An 18,269-nucleotide genomic window follows, 5' to 3' on the forward strand; every position below is an offset into this window, starting at 1 on the left:
TGACTCCGGCCTTTGTCACAGGGGCAATAAAAAGGCACGCGGCCCTTGCGGAGCGCGTGCCTGTCATGCGGGATGGCCCGCTTACGGGCGGTTTTTCAGCTGCTGATGGGCATCGCGCAGCATTTTTTCCGTGGTGTCCCAGTCGATGCAGCCATCCGTTACGGAGCAGCCGTATTTCAGTTCGCTCAGGTTGGCTGGAATCTTCTGGTTGCCGCCGACGATGTTCGATTCGATCATCACGCCCACCAGCGACTGGTTGCCCTGCATGATCTGGTGCACGACATCGGCCATGACGAGCGGTTGCAGTTCCGGTTTTTTGTAGCTGTTGGCGTGCGAGCAGTCGACCACCAGATTGGCCGGCAGCTTGGCCTTGTGCAGGGCCTGCTCGGCAATCGCGATGGAGACGGAATCGTAGTTGGGACGGCCGTCGCCGCCACGCAGCACCACGTGGCCGTAGGCATTGCCGCGCGTGCGCACGATGGCCACATTGCCTTGCGCATTGATTCCCAGGAAGGAATGCGGGTGGGCCGAGGACAGAATGGCGTTGATGGCGATGCCGATGTCGCCGTCGGTACCGTTCTTGAAGCCGACGGGCGTAGACAGGCCGGACGACATTTCGCGGTGGGTCTGCGATTCGGTGGTGCGCGCGCCGATGGCGGTCCACGCGATCAGGTCGCCCAGATACTGGGGCGAGATCGGGTCCAGCGCTTCGGTGGCGGTGGGCAGGCCCAGTTCGCACACGTCGAGCAGGAACTGGCGGGCTTTTTCCATGCCCACGTCGACGCGGAAGGAATCATCCATGTCGGGATCATTGATATAACCCTTCCAGCCGGTGGTGGTGCGCGGCTTTTCGAAATACACGCGCATCACCAGCAGCATGGTGTCGGCCACTTCTGCCTGCAGCGCCTTCAGGCGGCGCGCATAGTCCAGACCGGCAACGGGGTCGTGGATGGAGCAGGGGCCCACCACGACAAACAGGCGTTTGTCTTTGCGGTCGATAATATTGCGCAAGGCCTCACGGCCCTTCATCACGGTGTCCGAGGCCGCATCCGACAGCGGCAGCTTGCTATGCAGCGCTTCCGGCGTGGGCATGGGCGCGAACGAGGTGACGTTGATGTTTTCGATATCAGGGGAGATCATGATTCTCTAGCTCGTTTCATTGCGGGGGAGGGATAGTGTAGCCGAAATGGGCCGGACTGGTTTAAGCTGCGCCTATGACGACCGCTAATCTCACCCCCACCTCCGCCGATACGCCATTCCCGACCGCCCATCTGATCAAGGAGATCGGACGGGGCAAGAACGGTGCCCGCAGCATGAACCGCGACGATGCCCGCGAACTCTACCGCGCCATGCTCGATGGCCGGGTGGGCGAACTGGAACTGGGCGGCATCCTGCTGGCGCTGCGTATCAAGGGCGAATCCATAGACGAGCTGGCCGGCTTCCTCGATGCGGCCGAAGCGTCGTTCGCACCGCTGCAGGCGCCGAATGGCCAGTATGCCCCGATCTGCATCCCCAGTTACAACGGTGCACGCAAGATGGCCAATCTGACCCCGCTGCTGGCGCTGCTGCTGGCGCGCGAAGGGGTGCCCGTGCTCGTGCATGGCGTGCTGCGCGATGCGGGACGGGTCAGCACGGCGGAAGTGTTCGAGGCACTCGGCGTGTTGCCTGCTGCCGACAGTGGCGAGGCGGAGCAGGCGCTGGCGCAGGGCAAGGTGGCACTGATCACTATCGACACGCTGGCGCCCAAGCTGGCCTATCTGCTGTCACTGCGCCGCCGTCTGGGCGTGCGTAACTCTACTCACACACTCGTAAAGATCATGCAGCCGTTTGCCGGACCGGCGCTGCGGCTGGTGTCCTATACCCATCCCGAATATCTGGAACTGCTGGGCGAATATTTCACGGGCTCGGCCTTGCCCGAGCGCGGCGATGCTTTCCTGATGCGCGGTACGGAAGGCGAAACTGTGGCCAATGCCAACAAGGCCCAGCAGATCGACTGGTTCCACGGCGGTCTGCGTAGTACGCTGGTGCCCAAGCAGACGCTGGTGGGCGAACTGCCCGTGCTGCCGGCCGAGCGTGATGCCGCGACCACGGCAGCGTGGATCAAGGCCGTGCTGGCGGGCGAAATTCCCGTGCCCCCATCGATCGCCGAGCAGGTGGCGCAATGCCTGCTGGTCTCGCGTACGCTGCATTCGCGCCAGCGCATACAGGAGCCTATCGTCTGACGCTGCATCAGCCCGCTTCTGCCGGCCAACGGTGTGTCTCAAGTACAATACGCCTTTGGACGATAGGATAATTATGGCTAAGTTTGACGTGGTGGTAATCGGCGCAGGTGCTGCCGGCATGATGTGTGCAGCGACGGCGGCCCAGCGCGGGCGGCGTGTGGTGCTGATCGACCATGCCAGCAAGCTGGCCGAGAAAATCCGCATCTCGGGCGGCGGGCGCTGCAACTTCACCAATATCAACGCTGGTCCGGCCAACTATCTGTCGGAAAACCCCCATTTCTGCAAAAGTGCGCTGTCGCGCTACACGGCGGCAGACTTTATCGCGCTGGTAAAGAAGCACCGCATCGGGTACCACGAGAAGCACCGTGGCCAGCTGTTCTGCGATGACTCGGCCGAGCAGATTATCGACATGCTCAAGGATGAGTGCAGCCGTGGCGATGTGCACTGGCGCATGCCGTGTTCGGTAACAGCGCTGGAGCAGGCAGCCGAAGGCGGCTTTGTGCTGCAGACCGATCAGGGCGTGATCGAAGCGGAAAGCGTCGTCATTGCCACGGGCGGCCTGTCGATTCCGAAAATCGGCGCAACCGACTTCGGCTACCGCATCGCCGAGCAGTTCGGCCTGCGCATGGTGGCACCCCGTCCGGCGCTGGTGCCGCTGACCTTTGATGCGCAAAGCTGGGCGCCATTCGTGGAAATGGCCGGTATTGCGCTCGAAGTGGATGTGGCAACGGGTTCGCTGAAAGGCCGCAACCCCACCGGTGCACGGTTCCGCGAAGATCTGCTGTTCACTCACCGCGGTCTGTCCGGTCCGGCCATTCTGCAGATTTCGTCCTACTGGACGCCCGGTACGCCCATCACCATCAACCTGCTGCCGGAACTCGATCTGGCTGCCATGCTGATTGAAGGCAAGGGCACGATCAAGAAGCAACTCGGCAATGTGCTGGCGCAATGGCTGCCTGCCCGTCTGGCCGAAGGCTTGCTGCACGCCCACGGTTTTGCTGCCGATGCCCGTCTGGCCGATATGCCCGATGCCCAGCTGCGCAAACTGGGCGCCGCTATTAACCAGTGGACGCTGACCCCTAGCGGCTCGGAAGGCTACAAAAAAGCCGAAGTCACGCGCGGCGGCATCGATACGCGCGAACTGTCGCAGCAGAGCATGATGGCGAGCAAGGTGCCCGGCCTGTACTTCATAGGGGAAACCGTGGATGTGACAGGCTGGCTGGGTGGCTATAACTTCCAGTGGGCGTGGGCTTCGGGAGTAGCCGCAGGGCAATCCGTCTGATATACTGCGCGCCCGAATTGCGACAGGTGGCTTCCATTTTCCGGAAAAAGCTGCTATAGTCTCATTCTTCCTATAACCTCTAACGGTTTGAATTTTTACATGACCACTATTCGCCTTAAAGAAAACGAGCCGTTCGAAGTCGCCATGCGTCGCTTCAAACGCACCATCGAAAAAACCGGTCTGCTGACCGAACTGCGTGCACGCGAGTTCTACGAAAAGCCAACGGCTGAGCGTAAGCGCAAGCTGGCAGCTGCTGTTAAGCGTCACTACAAACGCATCCGCAGCCAACAGCTGCCGAAAAAACTCTTCTAAGACTGCTCCACGGAGTCAACCCGGTAGTATGGCGCTTACGCCTCGGGTTGTCTCTTGCGGCATCGAGAGATACCCGCCCCGGTTCGCCGCGGCGGGTTTTCGCATTTTTACTACCTTCTGAAAGATCGCCATGGGCCTGAGAGAACAAATTACCGAAGATATGAAAACCGCGATGCGCGCGAAAGACGCTGGCCGTCTGGCCACCGTGCGTCTGATTCTGGCGGAAATCAAGCGCAAGGAAGTGGATGAGCGCATCGAAGTCAACGATGAGCAGACCGTTGCTATCGTGGAAAAAATGATCAAGCAGCGCAAGGATTCCATTACCCAGTTCGAAGCCGGTGGCCGTGCCGATCTGGCCGACATCGAAAAGGCCGAACTGGCCGTGCTGGTCAACTACATGCCAGCGGGTCTGTCGGATGAAGAAGTGGCGGCCGAAGTGGCAGCTGCCGTAGCCGCCTCGGGCGCTGCCGGTCCGCAGGACATGGGCAAGGTGATGGCCATCGTTAAACCTAAGCTGGCTGGCCGTGCCGACATGACCGTGGTGTCGGCACTGGTGAAAAAGGCACTGGCTCCGGCATAATTGCTGCCAGTATGAGACTGGGCTGGCTTAGGCTGCCCAGCAGTCGCATCTGATCCGGCGCAATACCGGATCGTTGCGACGGTATAGCCTGATTCACAACAAGACTGCGTAGCCCTGTGATCCCACAATCATTTATTGCCGATTTGCTCAACCGGGTCGATATCGTCGACGTGGTGGGCCGTTATGTGCAGCTGAAAAAAGGCGGCGCTAACTACATGGGCCTGTGCCCCTTCCACAGCGAAAAATCCCCCAGTTTTACCGTCAGCCCCACCAAGCAGTTCTATCACTGCTTCGGGTGCGGCGCCCATGGCACCTCGATCGGTTTCATGATCGAGTATTCGGGCATGGGCTTTGTCGATGCCGTGAAAGAACTGGCACAGAATGTGGGCATGGTGGTGCCTGAGCAGGATGACAAGATTCCGCCGGCCCAGCGTGCCCAGATGGCGGCACACAGCATGGCGCTGACGGAAGCCATGACCAAGGCCTGCGATTTCTACCGCGCCCAGTTGCGTGGTGCGACCAATGCGATTACCTATCTGAAAGGGCGTGGTCTGACGGGTGAAATTGCCGCCCGTTTTGGGCTCGGCTATGCGCCGCCCGGCTGGGACAATCTGCGCAGCATCTTCCCTGATTACGAAGCCGTGGTGCTGGCCGAGGCAGGGCTGGTGATCGACCGGGTGGATGAGGATGGCGGCAACCGCAAGCGCTATGACCGCTTCCGCGAACGGGTGATGTTCCCGATTAAAAATACCAAGGGGCAGGTGATCGCTTTCGGCGGGCGCGTGCTCGATCAGGGCGAGCCCAAATACTTGAATTCGCCCGAAACGCCATTATTTTCCAAGGGTCACGAGCTGTATGGCCTGTTCGAAGCCCGTCAGGCCATCCGCGATGCCGGTTATGTGCTGGTGACGGAAGGGTATATGGACGTAGTAGCGCTGGCGCAGATGGGTTTTCCGCAGGCAGTGGCGACGCTGGGTACGGCCTGTACCCCGTTCCACGTGCAGAAGCTGTTGCGCCAAACCGACAATGTGATCTTCAGCTTCGACGGCGACAAGGCGGGGCGGCGCGCTGCGCGGCGGGCGCTGGAAGCTTGTCTGCCCCATGTGACGGATAACAAGACGATACGCTTCCTGTTCCTGCCCACCGAGCATGATCCGGACAGCTATGTGCGTACTTACGGCAGAGAAGCGTTTGAGCAGGAAATCCATGAAGCCATGCCGCTGTCCCAGTTCCTGATCAAGGAAGCCGTGGGCGAGCATGATCTGCAGAGTCCGGAAGGGCGCGCGCGCGTGCAGTTCGACGCCAAGCCCATGCTGCAGGCCATGACGCCGACCGCGCTGCGGCTGCAGATTGTGCGGGGACTGGCGCAGCTGACCCAGACCACGCCATCCGAGATCGAGGTGCTGTACGAGCTGGCCAAGCCGGTGGCTGTGGCGCGGCAGGCGCCGGCGCGTACTGGGCGGCCCGTGCCGGTGGGGCTGGAGTTGCAGATCGTACGCATCCTGATCGCCCACCCGCCGCTGGCGCAGGAAGTCGATGCGAGCGCGCTGGCAGCTTTCCAGTATTTCGGCGCGGAACCGGCAGAACGTCTGGCGCAGCTCGTGGTACAGGCACAGGCACTGGGCCCGCAGGGCAGTTTTGCAGCATTTGCGCAACATCTGAAAGCGCAAGGTGACGAGTACGACAGCATCATTGCTGAAATCGTGCAGGAGCCGGAATCGGAGTTTGACGCGGTGCGGCTATTCCTGCGCGGGGCCATCCGGCAGGTGAAGAATGATGCTTTGAAGCAAGAGTTGAGCCAGTTGTTCGCGGCTGGGCTGTCGTCCGAGCAGATCGGCGTGCGCTATCGCGAAATTACTGCGCAGCAGGATCAATTGTTACGCGAAGCGCAGGCGGAAACGGCGCACCGTTGATCGGGCGCATACTCTGTACAGACTGGCTGTAAGGGGCACGGCCGCCCTCTGGAAATTGAAAAGTGGCGTGCTATAATAAAACGCTAAGTGTTGTATTTTTTGGCATCGTTTTTCAGCTCAGAGTGTGTTTGTTTTCAGTAAGTTAGGCTCTTGATCGACATGGAAGAACGGCTGTCTGCGGCTCGGGCCAGCTTGGGTGGTAGCAGCGGAGAAGACTCCCGCTACATGGAACGCAACAATGCGTTACCAACCCGGTCATGGTTTCTTGTCCCCACGCACGTGTCCTATGCAGTAGAATTTCTGCCAAGAGTGGCGGAGTTCTAACGCGGTAGATCGTCCTGACTGGATGTAAGTAAGTCGTAGTGTTGTCGGACTTGGGTAGTCGGCAAGTTCGAAGACGTAGGTTCGATAGGGCCGTAAGAAACTTTATCCTAAATAAGCAAGTCGTTGTGTAATCGAAAGCGCCTGTGCCAACCAAGAAACCTGAATCCAAAGCGGCTGCAAAGCCGAGCAAAGTGACCGCAAAATCCGCTAAGACGGCGGACAAGTCGGAAACGCGTGTTGCCAGCAAAGTGCCGGCCGTGAGCCAGACCACCGATGCCGCCGCATTGGCAGCCATCGATACTTCGGGCTACGTGCTGCCGACGGTGAAAGTACCGGGGCGGCGCGGTCGCAAGCCGAAAGAATTCCAGCCTGAAAACGACGAAGTGGCCGCACTCAATGCGGTCGAGCGCGCTGAACTGAAAGCGGTCGACAAGGCCAAGGCCAAGGACCGCAAGGCCAAGGAAAAAGCACTGCTGAAGGATGCATTCTCGTCGGACACGGAAGCTTCGGAAGAAGAACTCGAGCGCCGTCGCCAGAAACTCAAGACGCTGATCAAGTTTGGTAAGGAACGGGGTTTCCTCACCTACGCCGAGATCAACGACCACCTGCCCGACAATATCGTCGATCCGGAAGCGATCGAAGGCATTATCGGCACCTTTAACGACATGGGCATTGCCGTCTACGAGCATGCGCCCGATGCCGAGACCCTGCTGCTGTCCGACAACGTTGCTACCGTCACCAGTGACGATGAAGCCGAAGCGGCGGCCGAAGCGGCCCTGTCCACCGTCGATTCCGATTTCGGCCGTACCACCGACCCCGTGCGTATGTATATGCGCGAAATGGGCTCGGTCGAGCTGCTGACCCGTGAAGGCGAGATCGAAATCGCCAAGCGTATCGAAGACGGGCTGAAAGACATGATCCAGGCGATTTCTGCCTGCCCCGTGACGATCGCTGAAATTATCGCCGCTTCCGACCGTATCCGCGCCGAAGAGATCAAGATCGACGAAATCGTCGATGGTCTGGTAGACGAGAGCGAAGAAGAAGCCGCTGCCCCCGCTGCCGCAGCCCCGTCCGACGATGAAGAAGACGACGAGGACGAGGAAGAAGAGGAAGAAGAGGAAGAAGAAGAGTCCGGTGGTTCTGCCGCCGGTGCGGCCGGTTACTCGGCCGAACAGCTGGAAGCCCTGAAAGCGGCTGCGCTGGAAAAATTCGACGTGATCTCCTTGCAGTTTGACAAGATGCGCCGCGCCTTCGAGAAGGAAGGCTATAACTCGAAAGCCTACGTCAAGGCGCAGGAAGCGATTTCCTTCGAGCTGCTGGGCATCCGTTTCACCGCCAAAGTGGTGGAGAAGCTGTGCGACACCCTGCGCGGTCAGGTCGATGAAGTGCGCCATATCGAGAAGCAGATTCTGGACGTGGCCGTGAACAAGTGCGGCATGCCGCGTGCCCACTTCATTAAAGTCTTCCCCGGCAATGAAACCAATCTGGACTGGGTGGATGGCGAAGTGGCGGCCGGTCACGCGTATAGCGCGATTCTGGGCCGTAACATTCCGACCATTAAGGAACTGCAGCAGCGCCTGATCGACTTGCAAGCCCGCGTGGTGCTGCCGTTGCCGGATCTGCGCAACATCAACCGCCAGATGGCGGCCGGTGAAATGAAGGCGCGCAAAGCCAAGCGCGAGATGACAGAAGCTAACTTGCGTCTGGTAATCTCGATTGCCAAGAAATATACCAACCGTGGTCTGCAGTTCCTTGATCTGATTCAGGAAGGCAACATCGGTCTGATGAAGGCGGTGGACAAGTTCGAATACCGCCGCGGCTATAAATTCTCCACCTATGCAACGTGGTGGATCCGTCAGGCGATTACCCGTTCCATCGCCGATCAGGCGCGCACCATCCGGATTCCCGTGCACATGATCGAAACCATCAACAAGATGAACCGGATTTCGCGTCAGATTCTGCAGGAAACGGGGGCTGAGCCCGATCCCGCCACGCTGGCCATCAAGATGGAGATGCCGGAAGACAAGATCCGCAAGATCATGAAGATCGCCAAAGAGCCGATTTCCATGGAAACGCCGATCGGGGACGACGACGATTCCCATCTGGGCGACTTCATCGAGGACAACAACACGCTGGCGCCGTCCGATGCGGCGCTGCATGCCTCGATGCGTGGGGTGGTCAAGGATGTGCTGGATTCGCTCACGCCGCGCGAAGCCAAGGTGCTGCGCATGCGTTTCGGTATCGAAATGTCGACCGACCATACGCTGGAAGAAGTGGGCAAACAGTTTGACGTGACGCGCGAGCGCATCCGTCAGATCGAAGCCAAGGCCTTGCGTAAATTGCGCCATCCTAGCCGCTCCGACAAGCTGAAAAGCTTCCTGGAAGGTAACTAAGACTTGACGGTGGGCCTTGCTAGCCCTTATCCTCGCGCATTCGCTTTCAAGTAGGGGCCGTTAGCTCAGTTGGTTAGAGCAGAGGACTCATAAACCTTGTGTATCAAAAAGGTGCATAAAGCGAAGTTGTTTAGATTCAAAGGTTTACGACTGGTTTCTTGTTAGTTTTGAAGGTGGTAAAATGTGGTCTGGTCCATTTCTGGTCCAGTCAGTACAGGGCAGCAGGATTCCAGAACCTCGACTTTTCGGTAAGGTGGTAGAAGTAGTACAGATTTCGGGCCTCTAGCTCATGCTTGGTTAGAGCAGCGGACTCATATGTAAATGTGCCTTGCGATGGGAAACCGCGTAAGGGATGGTGTCAAATTCGGTGAAACCTAAGCGTAGCAATGCGTAAGGCAATGCCGAGCCAAGCTTCAGTGCGAGAGTGCTGTTGAAGGTGTAGAGACTAGACGGCACCCACCTACGGCGTAAGCTATGGTGAAGGCATAGTCCAGGGAGTGGCGAAAGTCACACAAACCAGAATCCGTTGGTGCCGTGTTCGACTCACGGGAGGCCCACCAAACAATGAAAAGCCAACCCCGTGGGGTTGGCTTTTTTTAGTTCCGCCCAACATCTTGAATTGAAAACTGCCGTAGTTTGAAAATTTAACGAGTTGCGGAACGTCGTTCCGCAACTCTGCTATTTCGCAGGCTTTACCAACTCGCCAGTTGGACAGTAAACGCGCTTCGTACTTGCCTTGTTTGTATGCCCCCAAAGCTACTTGTATCGTCCAGGCTGACGATTTCACTTGCTGTGTTCGGGCAGATATCGCGAAACTGGAATGTCTTAATCTTGCGGGCTAAGTTTGACAAACTTTTCTTTGTGGCCGGGTTTGCCTCATCCTCTCGCGCATACTCAAACCTGTCGCGCAGCATCTTAGGCGTTCAGGCAACGCCGGAGGGAGTGTATAGAAGGTATAGGCCGCGCCTTGATCTCGTCAACCAGCTTACCTAGTCCAGTAGGCGCGCTGATCTTCAGTTGAATGTGTAGCTTTTTCTTACGCTTGTTCTGCTTGACTACCAACTCATCCCCGCGCATATGCTCCTTGCGCACCTTCAAAACGTCGGCTGGCCGACTGCGCCTCGAGGCCGCCTGCGATGGTCGAGGTTTAGGTGTGAGTGACTGTGTTCTGCGTCTACAAGGCACCGGGTCGCCCTCAGTTCGAGTTTGATCAGCTTGGGGCTTAAGTACCCGTGATGGCCTTCTTCTACCTACACTTTGGGATGCTCGATATATTACTTGGCGTAGCGGCAGAATGATCTGGCACGGATTTCAGCACTCATTGATGACTAGTTCGCCTGAGGAGGCGGAGGCTTATTTCAGGAGTGGCGAATTGAATTGCTAGAGGAATACCCCGAAAAATTTGATTGATAGGAAAATCTACTGTATTTATCCACAGCAAAAACAGCTCCTAACAAGAAAATTCTGAGACATCCTCATCGATTCCATATTGAAATTTTGATGATGATTTTTTTGACATGGGAATTCTCTCAAGAATCCATGCTTTTTCTAGTGCGGCCTTGAAATATATCTCGTTTTGTGGCTGATAATTCCTTTCTTTTCTGTTTATCAAATGGCATAATCTGTCGCGTGCAGTAGATGTTTTGAATTGTCAAGCCCGAAGGCATGTAGAAATTACATGTTGCGGGCTTGAGTGCATTCAGGCGTGCGCTTGACAAGAAAATAAAAAAATACAATGACTACAAACGTTTTCGATGTAACTACTGGGCAATTGACAAGTGATGGTCGCTGGTCAATTGAGAAGATGGACTGGCTTGTGTTCGTTGATGACACTGGCTATGACAAGATTATTTTCGATGATGATCTTGCGTTTGCATTTGCCGGTAATGTTACCAAGATTAATTTTTGGAAAGAATGGGTAGCTGGTGGTCGCGTTGACCCTGTCCCGATGGATAAGCTGGACCAGATGCAGTTGATCATCGTGAATATGGTTACGGGTGCACTGGAATTTGCTTCTGACTACATTCTTTTCTCACATGCAGGTAACGCCTTAGAGGCTTTGTATGGTGGTAGTGGTGGGCCGTCTGCAAAAGACTGTTGGAATTCTAATCGCTGCGCTATAACTGCCATTGAAAGCGCTAAGTCTAAGGATGTGTTTAGCGGCGGGCAGACGAAATTTTTGCTTAGTAAAACCAAGCAAAATAATTTGTCGAACAACGTCGGCGTTACTGAGATTAATGAACAGTGCAAGCAAAGGGGTCTTATGATGAACTTGAAGAATCCATTAAATACAGTTCTCGTGAAGGAAGCTGCGAACGATGGTTCAAACCCAATAGTCCAGTCGATCGCAAACGATGTAATGCAGGGTAAGGCTGAAATGAGTGCACCGTTCCCAGGTATGCACCTGCCTTGGACTCAAGAAAAGAAGTCTGAGCTTTCCAGCGTACTCGCACGCTTCGCTCGCAAGCAATAGACATGTTTCTATATATGGGAAAAGCCCGCATTTGCGGGCTTTTTTTTGTTAGTTGGCGTCGCGATTGCTCGAAGCGCCAGAACTGGCGGATGCATTCCTGCAGTCCTTAGTTTGGGTTGCTCGGTGAATTTGGAGTGTTTTTTTTCATCAGCAAATGTTGAGATTTGCGCTACCCTTCCCATCTGCAAATGCTTATGAGTCAACACGCTGGACCCCAGTGTGCTTCGTCAAATAACCAGAGTGTTTCATGAATGCAGTAGAGATCGAATCAGCAATTTCAGACTTGGCGCTGCTGCCGTTTGACCCGATAGAGTTCCCGTACTTGTTTCTACAAGCGTTTGGGAATAAGGACACAACCCTCAAGCGCCTGCGTACTGGCAACAATAACGCCTCAGACGTAGTTGGCGGTGTACTCCAGCGCAATAACATTCACGTTGCAGTATGTGAAGTCGGCGCCGTAAGCGCGACCCTCAATGTATTGCGCGCGAGCCCTGCCACCACGAAGGCTAAGGCAAAGTTCATTTTGGCCACTGATGGTCAAACCCTTGAAGCCGAAGAGCTGACTAGCGGCGAAACGATTGCCTGCGCATATGCAGACTTTCCCAACCATTTCGGTTTTTTCCTGCCGTTAGCCGGTATCTCCACTATCAAGGAGATCAGGGAAAATCCGATCGATGTGCGGGCTACGAGTCGGCTGAATAAGTTGTACGTCGAACTGCTGAGCAATAACCCTGAATGGGCTAAGGAAGAGCGCCGCGCCGACATGAATCATTTTATGGCCCGGCTGGTGTTCTGCTTCTTTGCTGAGGACACGGATATCTTTGATGGGGAAGGGGTGTTCACCAAGACCGTTGAACTGGTGAGTGACAGGGACGGAGCAAACACTCATGAGGTGCTTGAAGCTGTCTTCCGCGCCATGAACGTCAAATATGATGAACGCGACGACGTTCAACCTCGTTTGCCTAGTTGGGCTAGCAGATTCCCTTATGTGAATGGTGGTCTGTTTTCCGGCAGTACCGAAGTGCCGCACTTTACCCGTATGGCCCGAACTTACTTGGTGCATGCGGGCAATCTGAATTGGAAACAAATCAACCCTGACATTTTCGGCAGTATGATTCAAGCCGTGGCGGATGATGATGAGCGTGGCGCACTGGGCATGCATTACACGAGCGTGCCCAACATTCTGAAGGTATTAAACCCCTTGTTCTTGGATGAACTGCGCGCGCAGTTGGCCGATGCGGGGGATAACAAAATCAAGTTGTTGAACCTACGCAAGCGCATGGCGCGTATTCGCGTGTTCGATCCCGCTTGCGGCTCCGGCAATTTCTTGGTCATCGCTTACAAGCAGATGCGCGAGATCGAGGCAGAAATCAATCGGCGCCGGGGCGAGGTGCATCTGGGTAGCGAAATCCCCCTTACTAATTTTCGCGGTATCGAGTTGCGTGACTTTCCAGCTGAAATCGCACGACTGGCGCTTATCATTGCCGAGTTTCAGTGCGACGTTTTGTATCGCGGTCAGAAGGATGCGTTGGCTGAATTTTTACCGTTGGATGCCCAAAACTGGATCATATGCGGCAACGCGTTGCGGCTAGATTGGTTAAGTATATTTCCTACTAGCGGAACGGGTGTCAAGTTGGTGGCGGATGACTTGTTGGGTACGCCTCTGAATCAAACTGAAATTGGTTTCGAGAATGAAGGCGGTGAGACTTATATCTGTGGCAATCCCCCTTACTTAGGCTCTACTTGGCAGACAGAGGAGCAAAAGGCGGATTTACAAGCTATCTTTGCAAACCGCACCAAAAGCTGGAAATCGTTGGATTATGTGGCGGGCTGGTTTATGAAGGCCGCCGATTATGGCACCCGGACACAATCCGCTTCTGCTTTTGTGTCCACTAACTCTATATGCCAAGGACAGCAGGTGCCAATACTTTGGCCACTAATTTTCAACACTGGTAACAAAGTCGTGTTTGCCCATACTTCGTTCAAATGGGCCAATTTAGCCAGCCATAACGCAGGTGTTACGGTGGTGATCGTGGGACTGTCTTCACAAGCCAAGGCATTACGTCGGTTGTATTCCATCGCCGGTAGCAGTAAGGGTGACACAGTCGATGTAAAGGATGTGGAGAACATCAACGCGTACTTAGTGCCGGCGGCCAACGTGATGGTGGAAAAGGCTTCACGTCCTTTGAGTGGGCAGGCCGAAATGAGCTTTGGAAACAAGGCGGTTGATGGCGGGCATCTGTTGTTATCCAAAGATGAAGTCGATGAACTTGGCCTGACGGCTGCGCAACATAGTCGTTTTATTCGTCGCATTTATGGATCGGCAGAGTTTATTCGAGGGCTTGCGCGGTATTGCCTCTGGATTGAAGATAGGGATCTAGATGATGCAATGAGCATAGAGGGTGTTAGACAGCGTGTTGAAGGTGTGCGAGCGATGCGTCTAGCAAGCCGTGATAGTGGTGCAAATGAAATGGCAGCACGCGCACACCAAATGCGGGAAATGAACATCGCTCAAAGGTGGACAATTACAGTACCAAGAACCTCATCTGAAAACCGCCCTTTTTTGCCAACCGGCTTAATTGATTCGCGAAGTACCGTGACGAGTGAAGCTTTCGCGCTCTACGATGTAGCTTTGTGGAACATGGCACTACTCGCGTCTCGTCTGCATTTGGTTTGGATCGGGACGGTCTGCGGTAAGTTAAAAACCGATTTTCGTTATTCCAACACTATCGGTTGGAATACCTTTCCGGTGCCGTTGCTGACCGAGCAGAATAAGGTAGATTTGACTGCATGCGCCGAAAATATCTTGCTGGCACGCGAAGCACATTTCCCCGCTACCATCGCCGACTTGTATGACCCAGACAACATGCCGGAAAATCTCCGTCATGCTCACGAGCGTAATGACGAAGTGCTGGAGCGCATTTACATTGGACGTCGTTTTAAAAACGATACGGAGCGGTTAGAAAAACTGTTTGAACTTTATACGAAGATGGTCACGGTAAAGCCTGCCACAAGAACGACTCGGGGGAAGAAAACAGCATGAGCGAGAATATTAACAATCCCACCAACACCTACACTGTACCGTCCGTCTCCATCACGACGGCTCGAACAGGTGCTTCCAGCAAAGCCAATGAGATGGGGATGCGCGCCATGCAGGAGCGCGCCTATGCGAAGCGCGGTGAGCAGTATCTGTTGATTAAATCTCCGCCGGCATCAGGTAAGTCCCGCGCATTGATGTTTATCGCACTGGACAAAATCAATAATCAAGGCCTGCGACAGGCCATCATTGTGGTGCCGGAGCGTTCCATCGGAGGCAGTTTTGCTGATGAGCCTCTAAGTAAGTATGGTTTCTATTGGGATTGGCAAGTAGCTCCCCAATGGAACCTGTGCAATGCACCCGGCGTGGATGAGCCACGTGTGGCGAAGTCCAAGGTTGATGCAGTGCGTAAGTTCCTTGAGAGCCCTGACAAGGTAATGGTCTGCACCCATGCCACGTTTCGCTTCGCAGTCGAGGAGTTGGGCATAGACGCGTTTGATAATCGCTTAATCGCAATCGATGAATTTCACCATGTCTCCAGCAATCCCGATAATAAGTTGGGCAGCCAGTTGGGTGCGTTCATCGCCCGCGACAAGGTGCATGTCGTTGCTATGACCGGCTCTTATTTTCGGGGCGATAGTGAGGCCGTGCTGGGGGCTGCGGACGAGGCAAAATTCGAGACCGTAACGTACACTTACTATGAGCAGCTCAACGGCTACCGATGGCTTAAATCACTGGACATCGGTTACTTTTTCTATACGGGTCCTTATGTTGATGCTCTCACCAAGGTGTTGGACCCGGCGCTAAAGACAATTATCCACATTCCTAATGTGAATGCGCGTGAAAGCCTCAAAGACAAGCAGCGCGAGGTTGATGAAATTATGCACGGGTTGGGGGAATGGAAAGGTGTTGATCTCGCTACCGGTTTCCACATCGTGAAGGTGGCTGATGGCCGTACTCTGAAAGTCGCCGATCTGGTGGATGACAGTGATCCAGCCAAGCGCTCCAAGGTGCTTAGCGCCTTAAAAGATCCTGCGCAAAAAGATAATCGCGATAACGTGGATGTCATTATTGCGCTTGGGATGGCGAAGGAAGGATTTGATTGGATTTGGTGTGAGCATGCACTGACCATTGGCTACCGTAGTAGTCTGACCGAGATCGTGCAGATCATCGGCCGTGCCACCCGTGATGCCGAAGGGAAGGAACGATCACGTTTCACCAATTTGATAGCAGAGCCTGCGGCCGACCAATCCACCGTGACTGAAGCAGTGAATGACATGCTGAAAGCTATTTCTGCTAGCTTGTTGATGGAGCAGGTATTGGCGCCTCGCTATGAGTTCACGCCAAAAAACGCTGGACCGAAAGATGGATTCAACTACGGTGAAGCTGGTTACAAGGAGGGTGGGTACAATGTCGGCGTCAATCAGGTAACCGGTCAGTATCATGTCGAGATCAATGGGCTGGTAACGCCGCAAAGTTTGGAAGCAACGCGCATCTGCAAGGAAGACCTGAACGAAGTGGTCACCAATTTCTTGCAAGATAAGACGGTCCTGGAGCGAGGTTTGTTTGACAAGGAAAATACGTTGCCGGAAGAGCTTACGCAGCTACGCATGGGGAAGATAGTGCGGGAGCGTTACCCGGATCTAAGCGACACAGACCAAGAAGCCATCCGGCAACACGCCATTGCCGCCATGAACATCACGCAGCAGGCCAAGTTAGCATTAGCGCAGGCAGATGCCGACAGTGGTGCCGTGCAAGGTAGTACAGCTTTGCTGGATGGCGTGCGCAAATTCGTCAACGTGCGCGACCTGGACATTGACTTGATAGACCGCATTAATCCTTTTGATGCCGCCTACGCTGTGTTGGCGAAAGCGATGGATGAAAAATCACTGCGCCAGGTGCAGGCCAGTATCGCCGCTAAGAAGCTGAGCATTCCTGAAGAGGAGGCTCGCGAACTTGCGAAGCGTGCTTTGCAGTTCAAGATGGAACGTGGGCGTCTACCAGACCTCAATTCCACTGACGCGTGGGAAAAACGCTTGGCTGAAGGCATCGCCGCGCTAACTCGCTACCGTGCACAGGCCAAAGCCAAAGCGGCGCAGAAGCAGGGAGAGTCGGAGAATGGCTGAGATGAACGATGACGATTTACTGGACGCGTTGGGCGTAGAAGTCACGCCCCTCAAAACCTCCAGTCGTACACCTCGCGAAGAACGCATAGTCGCCGGCTTTGAGGACATTCTGCGGTTCCAACAATTGCATGGTCGCGTTCCACAACACGGCGAAGATCGTGATATTTTCGAGCGCCTTTATGCGGTGCGTTTGGATCAACTTCGTAAGTTACCGGAATCCCAGGCACTGCTTTCTGAATTGGATGGGGCAGGGCTGTTGTCCGGGGCCGGGGTCCAGTTCGATGTGGATGCTATGGACGAGGACGCTTTGCTGGCCGAGTTAGGGGTTGATATGGACCCGACAGATCAGCGCGATATAACGGTTTTGCGACATGTGCGTTCATACGGGGAGATCAAGGCGGCAGAGGCAGTCGCTGATCGTACGCCTTGCAAGGATTTCGATCACTTCCAGTATTTGTTTGAGGTCGCTCATAAGGGGCTCAAAGCCGGTACTTGGATGACCAAGCCCTTTGTGAAAAACGCGAGTATTGAATTGGGAGATTTCTTTATTGTCGGCGGCCAGACAGCTTACGTAGCCGATATGTACGAAGGCACAAAGACCAAGGATGGCCGTGATAATCCGCGACTGCGTGTTATCTATGATAACCGCACCGAGAGCAATCTGTTACTGCGATCTCTTTCACGTTCGCTTTATCCAGATGGAGATGCGCCTGTCGGTCGGCGCCTGGTCATTAAAGATGATGGTCCATTGTTTGGCAGTGGGGCAGAGCCTGATGATATTGAAACCGGAACCATATATGTATTGCGCAGTCAATCTAGTCATCCATTTGTTGCCGAGCATCGCGAACTAATCCATAAGATAGGCGTGACCGGTGGCAAGGTGGAGAACCGTATTTCAGGTGCTGAAAAGGACGCTACGTACTTGCTGGCTGCCGTGGATGTTGTCGCAACCTATAAGCTGCACAATCTCAGCCGAGTAAAGCTAGAAAATATCTTTCACCGCTTGTTCGGAATGGCTCAACTTGACTTGACGATCGATGACCGTTTCGGAAATCCGGTTAAGCCTAAGGAGTGGTTCTTGGTTCCGCTGCATGTAATTGATGACGCTGTTCAGCGTATTCGAGATGGTTCGATTACGAGCTTTATGTATGATCCTGCGACGGCCCGCTTGGTCGATCAAGGGAAATAGTGCCATTAACGGAGCTGAGCAGCTGGGTGCTGCTTTGTCCGTTAGATTTTCTAGTTCTTCAGATTCGGTTCCCGCGCATAGCGCAGCCTGATTTTTTCATACTAATATCATCCCCCTGAGCCCAGCCGTTTGACGACCAGAATATTGTGCGGTCGTTGCTCCGTATTTCCGTTGCTGTTGATGGCGGTTTTTTCTACTCCTCGTGGTGAGGGGTTTGGCCGGGGATGGCGCCGAGTTTGGTCGCCGAGAAATCCGGAAATGGACCGGACTGCGTCCGCACAGGAGCTTGCAGCGGTTGCACACCATGCATCTTTCCTTGATTTTTAAAAGTTTTTGAGTTGCCTGCGACGATCAGTGTCGCGATGCTCAAGGACTCTGAAAACGCACTACCCACAACCTAACCTATCAATTTCTGGCC

11 protein-coding genes are annotated in these 18,269 nt (G+C 54.8%); 10 read left to right on the forward strand and 1 reads right to left on the reverse strand.

What is annotated here, in order from left to right:
• Nucleotides 1-81 precede the first annotated feature (81 nt).
• Complete coding sequence (locus ABNT42_RS09555) at nucleotides 82-1,140, reverse strand: 3-deoxy-7-phosphoheptulonate synthase (RefSeq protein WP_348696444.1); 1,059 nt, start codon at nucleotides 1,138-1,140, stop codon at nucleotides 82-84.
• 74 nt (nucleotides 1,141-1,214) lie between these two features.
• On the opposite strand from ABNT42_RS09555, the gene ybiB reads away from it, so the two are divergent.
• The 10 genes from ybiB (at nucleotide 1,215) to ABNT42_RS09605 (ending at nucleotide 17,851) form a co-directional block, all read left to right on the forward strand.
• A complete protein-coding gene (gene ybiB, locus ABNT42_RS09560; protein WP_348696446.1) occupies nucleotides 1,215-2,222 on the forward strand; it encodes a DNA-binding protein YbiB in 1,008 nt (335 codons plus the stop codon).
• A gap of 73 nt (nucleotides 2,223-2,295) precedes the next feature.
• Nucleotides 2,296-3,504: an NAD(P)/FAD-dependent oxidoreductase gene (locus ABNT42_RS09565; RefSeq protein ID WP_348696447.1), complete on the forward strand. Its 1,209-nt coding sequence runs from the start codon at nucleotides 2,296-2,298 to the stop codon at nucleotides 3,502-3,504.
• Between the two features lie 99 nt (nucleotides 3,505-3,603).
• Entirely contained in the window at nucleotides 3,604-3,816 is a 213-nt protein-coding gene (gene rpsU, locus ABNT42_RS09570) for a 30S ribosomal protein S21 (protein ID WP_008451879.1), read from the forward strand.
• Nucleotides 3,817-3,946: 130 nt separating this feature from the next.
• Nucleotides 3,947-4,396: a GatB/YqeY domain-containing protein gene (locus ABNT42_RS09575; RefSeq protein WP_155432991.1), complete on the forward strand. Its 450-nt coding sequence runs from the start codon at nucleotides 3,947-3,949 to the stop codon at nucleotides 4,394-4,396.
• Between the two features lie 116 nt (nucleotides 4,397-4,512).
• The gene (gene dnaG, locus ABNT42_RS09580; protein WP_348696449.1) at nucleotides 4,513-6,309 is read left to right on the forward strand and encodes a DNA primase; all 1,797 of its coding nucleotides are present in this window, start codon (nucleotides 4,513-4,515) and stop codon (nucleotides 6,307-6,309) included.
• A 515-nt stretch (nucleotides 6,310-6,824) separates the two neighbouring features.
• Complete coding sequence (rpoD, locus tag ABNT42_RS09585; protein ID WP_348696450.1) at nucleotides 6,825-9,026, forward strand: RNA polymerase sigma factor RpoD; 2,202 nt, start codon at nucleotides 6,825-6,827, stop codon at nucleotides 9,024-9,026.
• Nucleotides 9,027-10,761: 1,735 nt separating this feature from the next.
• On the forward strand, nucleotides 10,762-11,499 hold the full coding sequence (locus ABNT42_RS09590; RefSeq protein WP_348696451.1) for a hypothetical protein: 738 nt from the start codon (nucleotides 10,762-10,764) through the stop codon (nucleotides 11,497-11,499).
• A gap of 247 nt (nucleotides 11,500-11,746) precedes the next feature.
• Complete coding sequence (locus tag ABNT42_RS09595) at nucleotides 11,747-14,542, forward strand: DNA methyltransferase (RefSeq protein WP_348696453.1); 2,796 nt, start codon at nucleotides 11,747-11,749, stop codon at nucleotides 14,540-14,542.
• On the forward strand, nucleotides 14,539-16,662 hold the full coding sequence (locus ABNT42_RS09600; RefSeq protein ID WP_348696455.1) for a DEAD/DEAH box helicase: 2,124 nt from the start codon (nucleotides 14,539-14,541) through the stop codon (nucleotides 16,660-16,662). The genes ABNT42_RS09595 and ABNT42_RS09600 overlap by 4 nt, the downstream gene beginning before the upstream one ends.
• A complete protein-coding gene (locus tag ABNT42_RS09605; RefSeq protein ID WP_348696457.1) occupies nucleotides 16,655-17,851 on the forward strand; it encodes a GIY-YIG nuclease family protein in 1,197 nt (398 codons plus the stop codon). The genes ABNT42_RS09600 and ABNT42_RS09605 overlap by 8 nt, the downstream gene beginning before the upstream one ends.
• Nucleotides 17,852-18,269: the final 418 nt, after the last annotated feature.

The organism is Duganella fentianensis, from assembly GCF_964031615.1.
GTDB lineage: Bacteria > Pseudomonadota > Gammaproteobacteria > Burkholderiales > Burkholderiaceae_D > Rugamonas > Rugamonas fentianensis_A.

Coding starts and splice junctions, on each gene's coding strand:
- ABNT42_RS09600 (WP_348696455.1), top strand. CDS start 14,539: ATGAGCGAGAATATTAACAATCCCACCAACACCTACACTGTACCGTCC.
- ABNT42_RS09595 (WP_348696453.1), top strand. CDS start 11,747: ATGAATGCAGTAGAGATCGAATCAGCAATTTCAGACTTGGCGCTGCTG.
- ybiB (WP_348696446.1), top strand. CDS start 1,215: ATGACGACCGCTAATCTCACCCCCACCTCCGCCGATACGCCATTCCCG.
- rpsU (WP_008451879.1), top strand. CDS start 3,604: ATGACCACTATTCGCCTTAAAGAAAACGAGCCGTTCGAAGTCGCCATG.
- ABNT42_RS09575 (WP_155432991.1), top strand. CDS start 3,947: ATGGGCCTGAGAGAACAAATTACCGAAGATATGAAAACCGCGATGCGC.
- ABNT42_RS09565 (WP_348696447.1), top strand. CDS start 2,296: ATGGCTAAGTTTGACGTGGTGGTAATCGGCGCAGGTGCTGCCGGCATG.
- ABNT42_RS09605 (WP_348696457.1), top strand. CDS start 16,655: ATGGCTGAGATGAACGATGACGATTTACTGGACGCGTTGGGCGTAGAA.
- ABNT42_RS09590 (WP_348696451.1), top strand. CDS start 10,762: ATGACTACAAACGTTTTCGATGTAACTACTGGGCAATTGACAAGTGAT.
- ABNT42_RS09555 (WP_348696444.1), bottom strand. CDS start 1,140: ATGATCTCCCCTGATATCGAAAACATCAACGTCACCTCGTTCGCGCCC.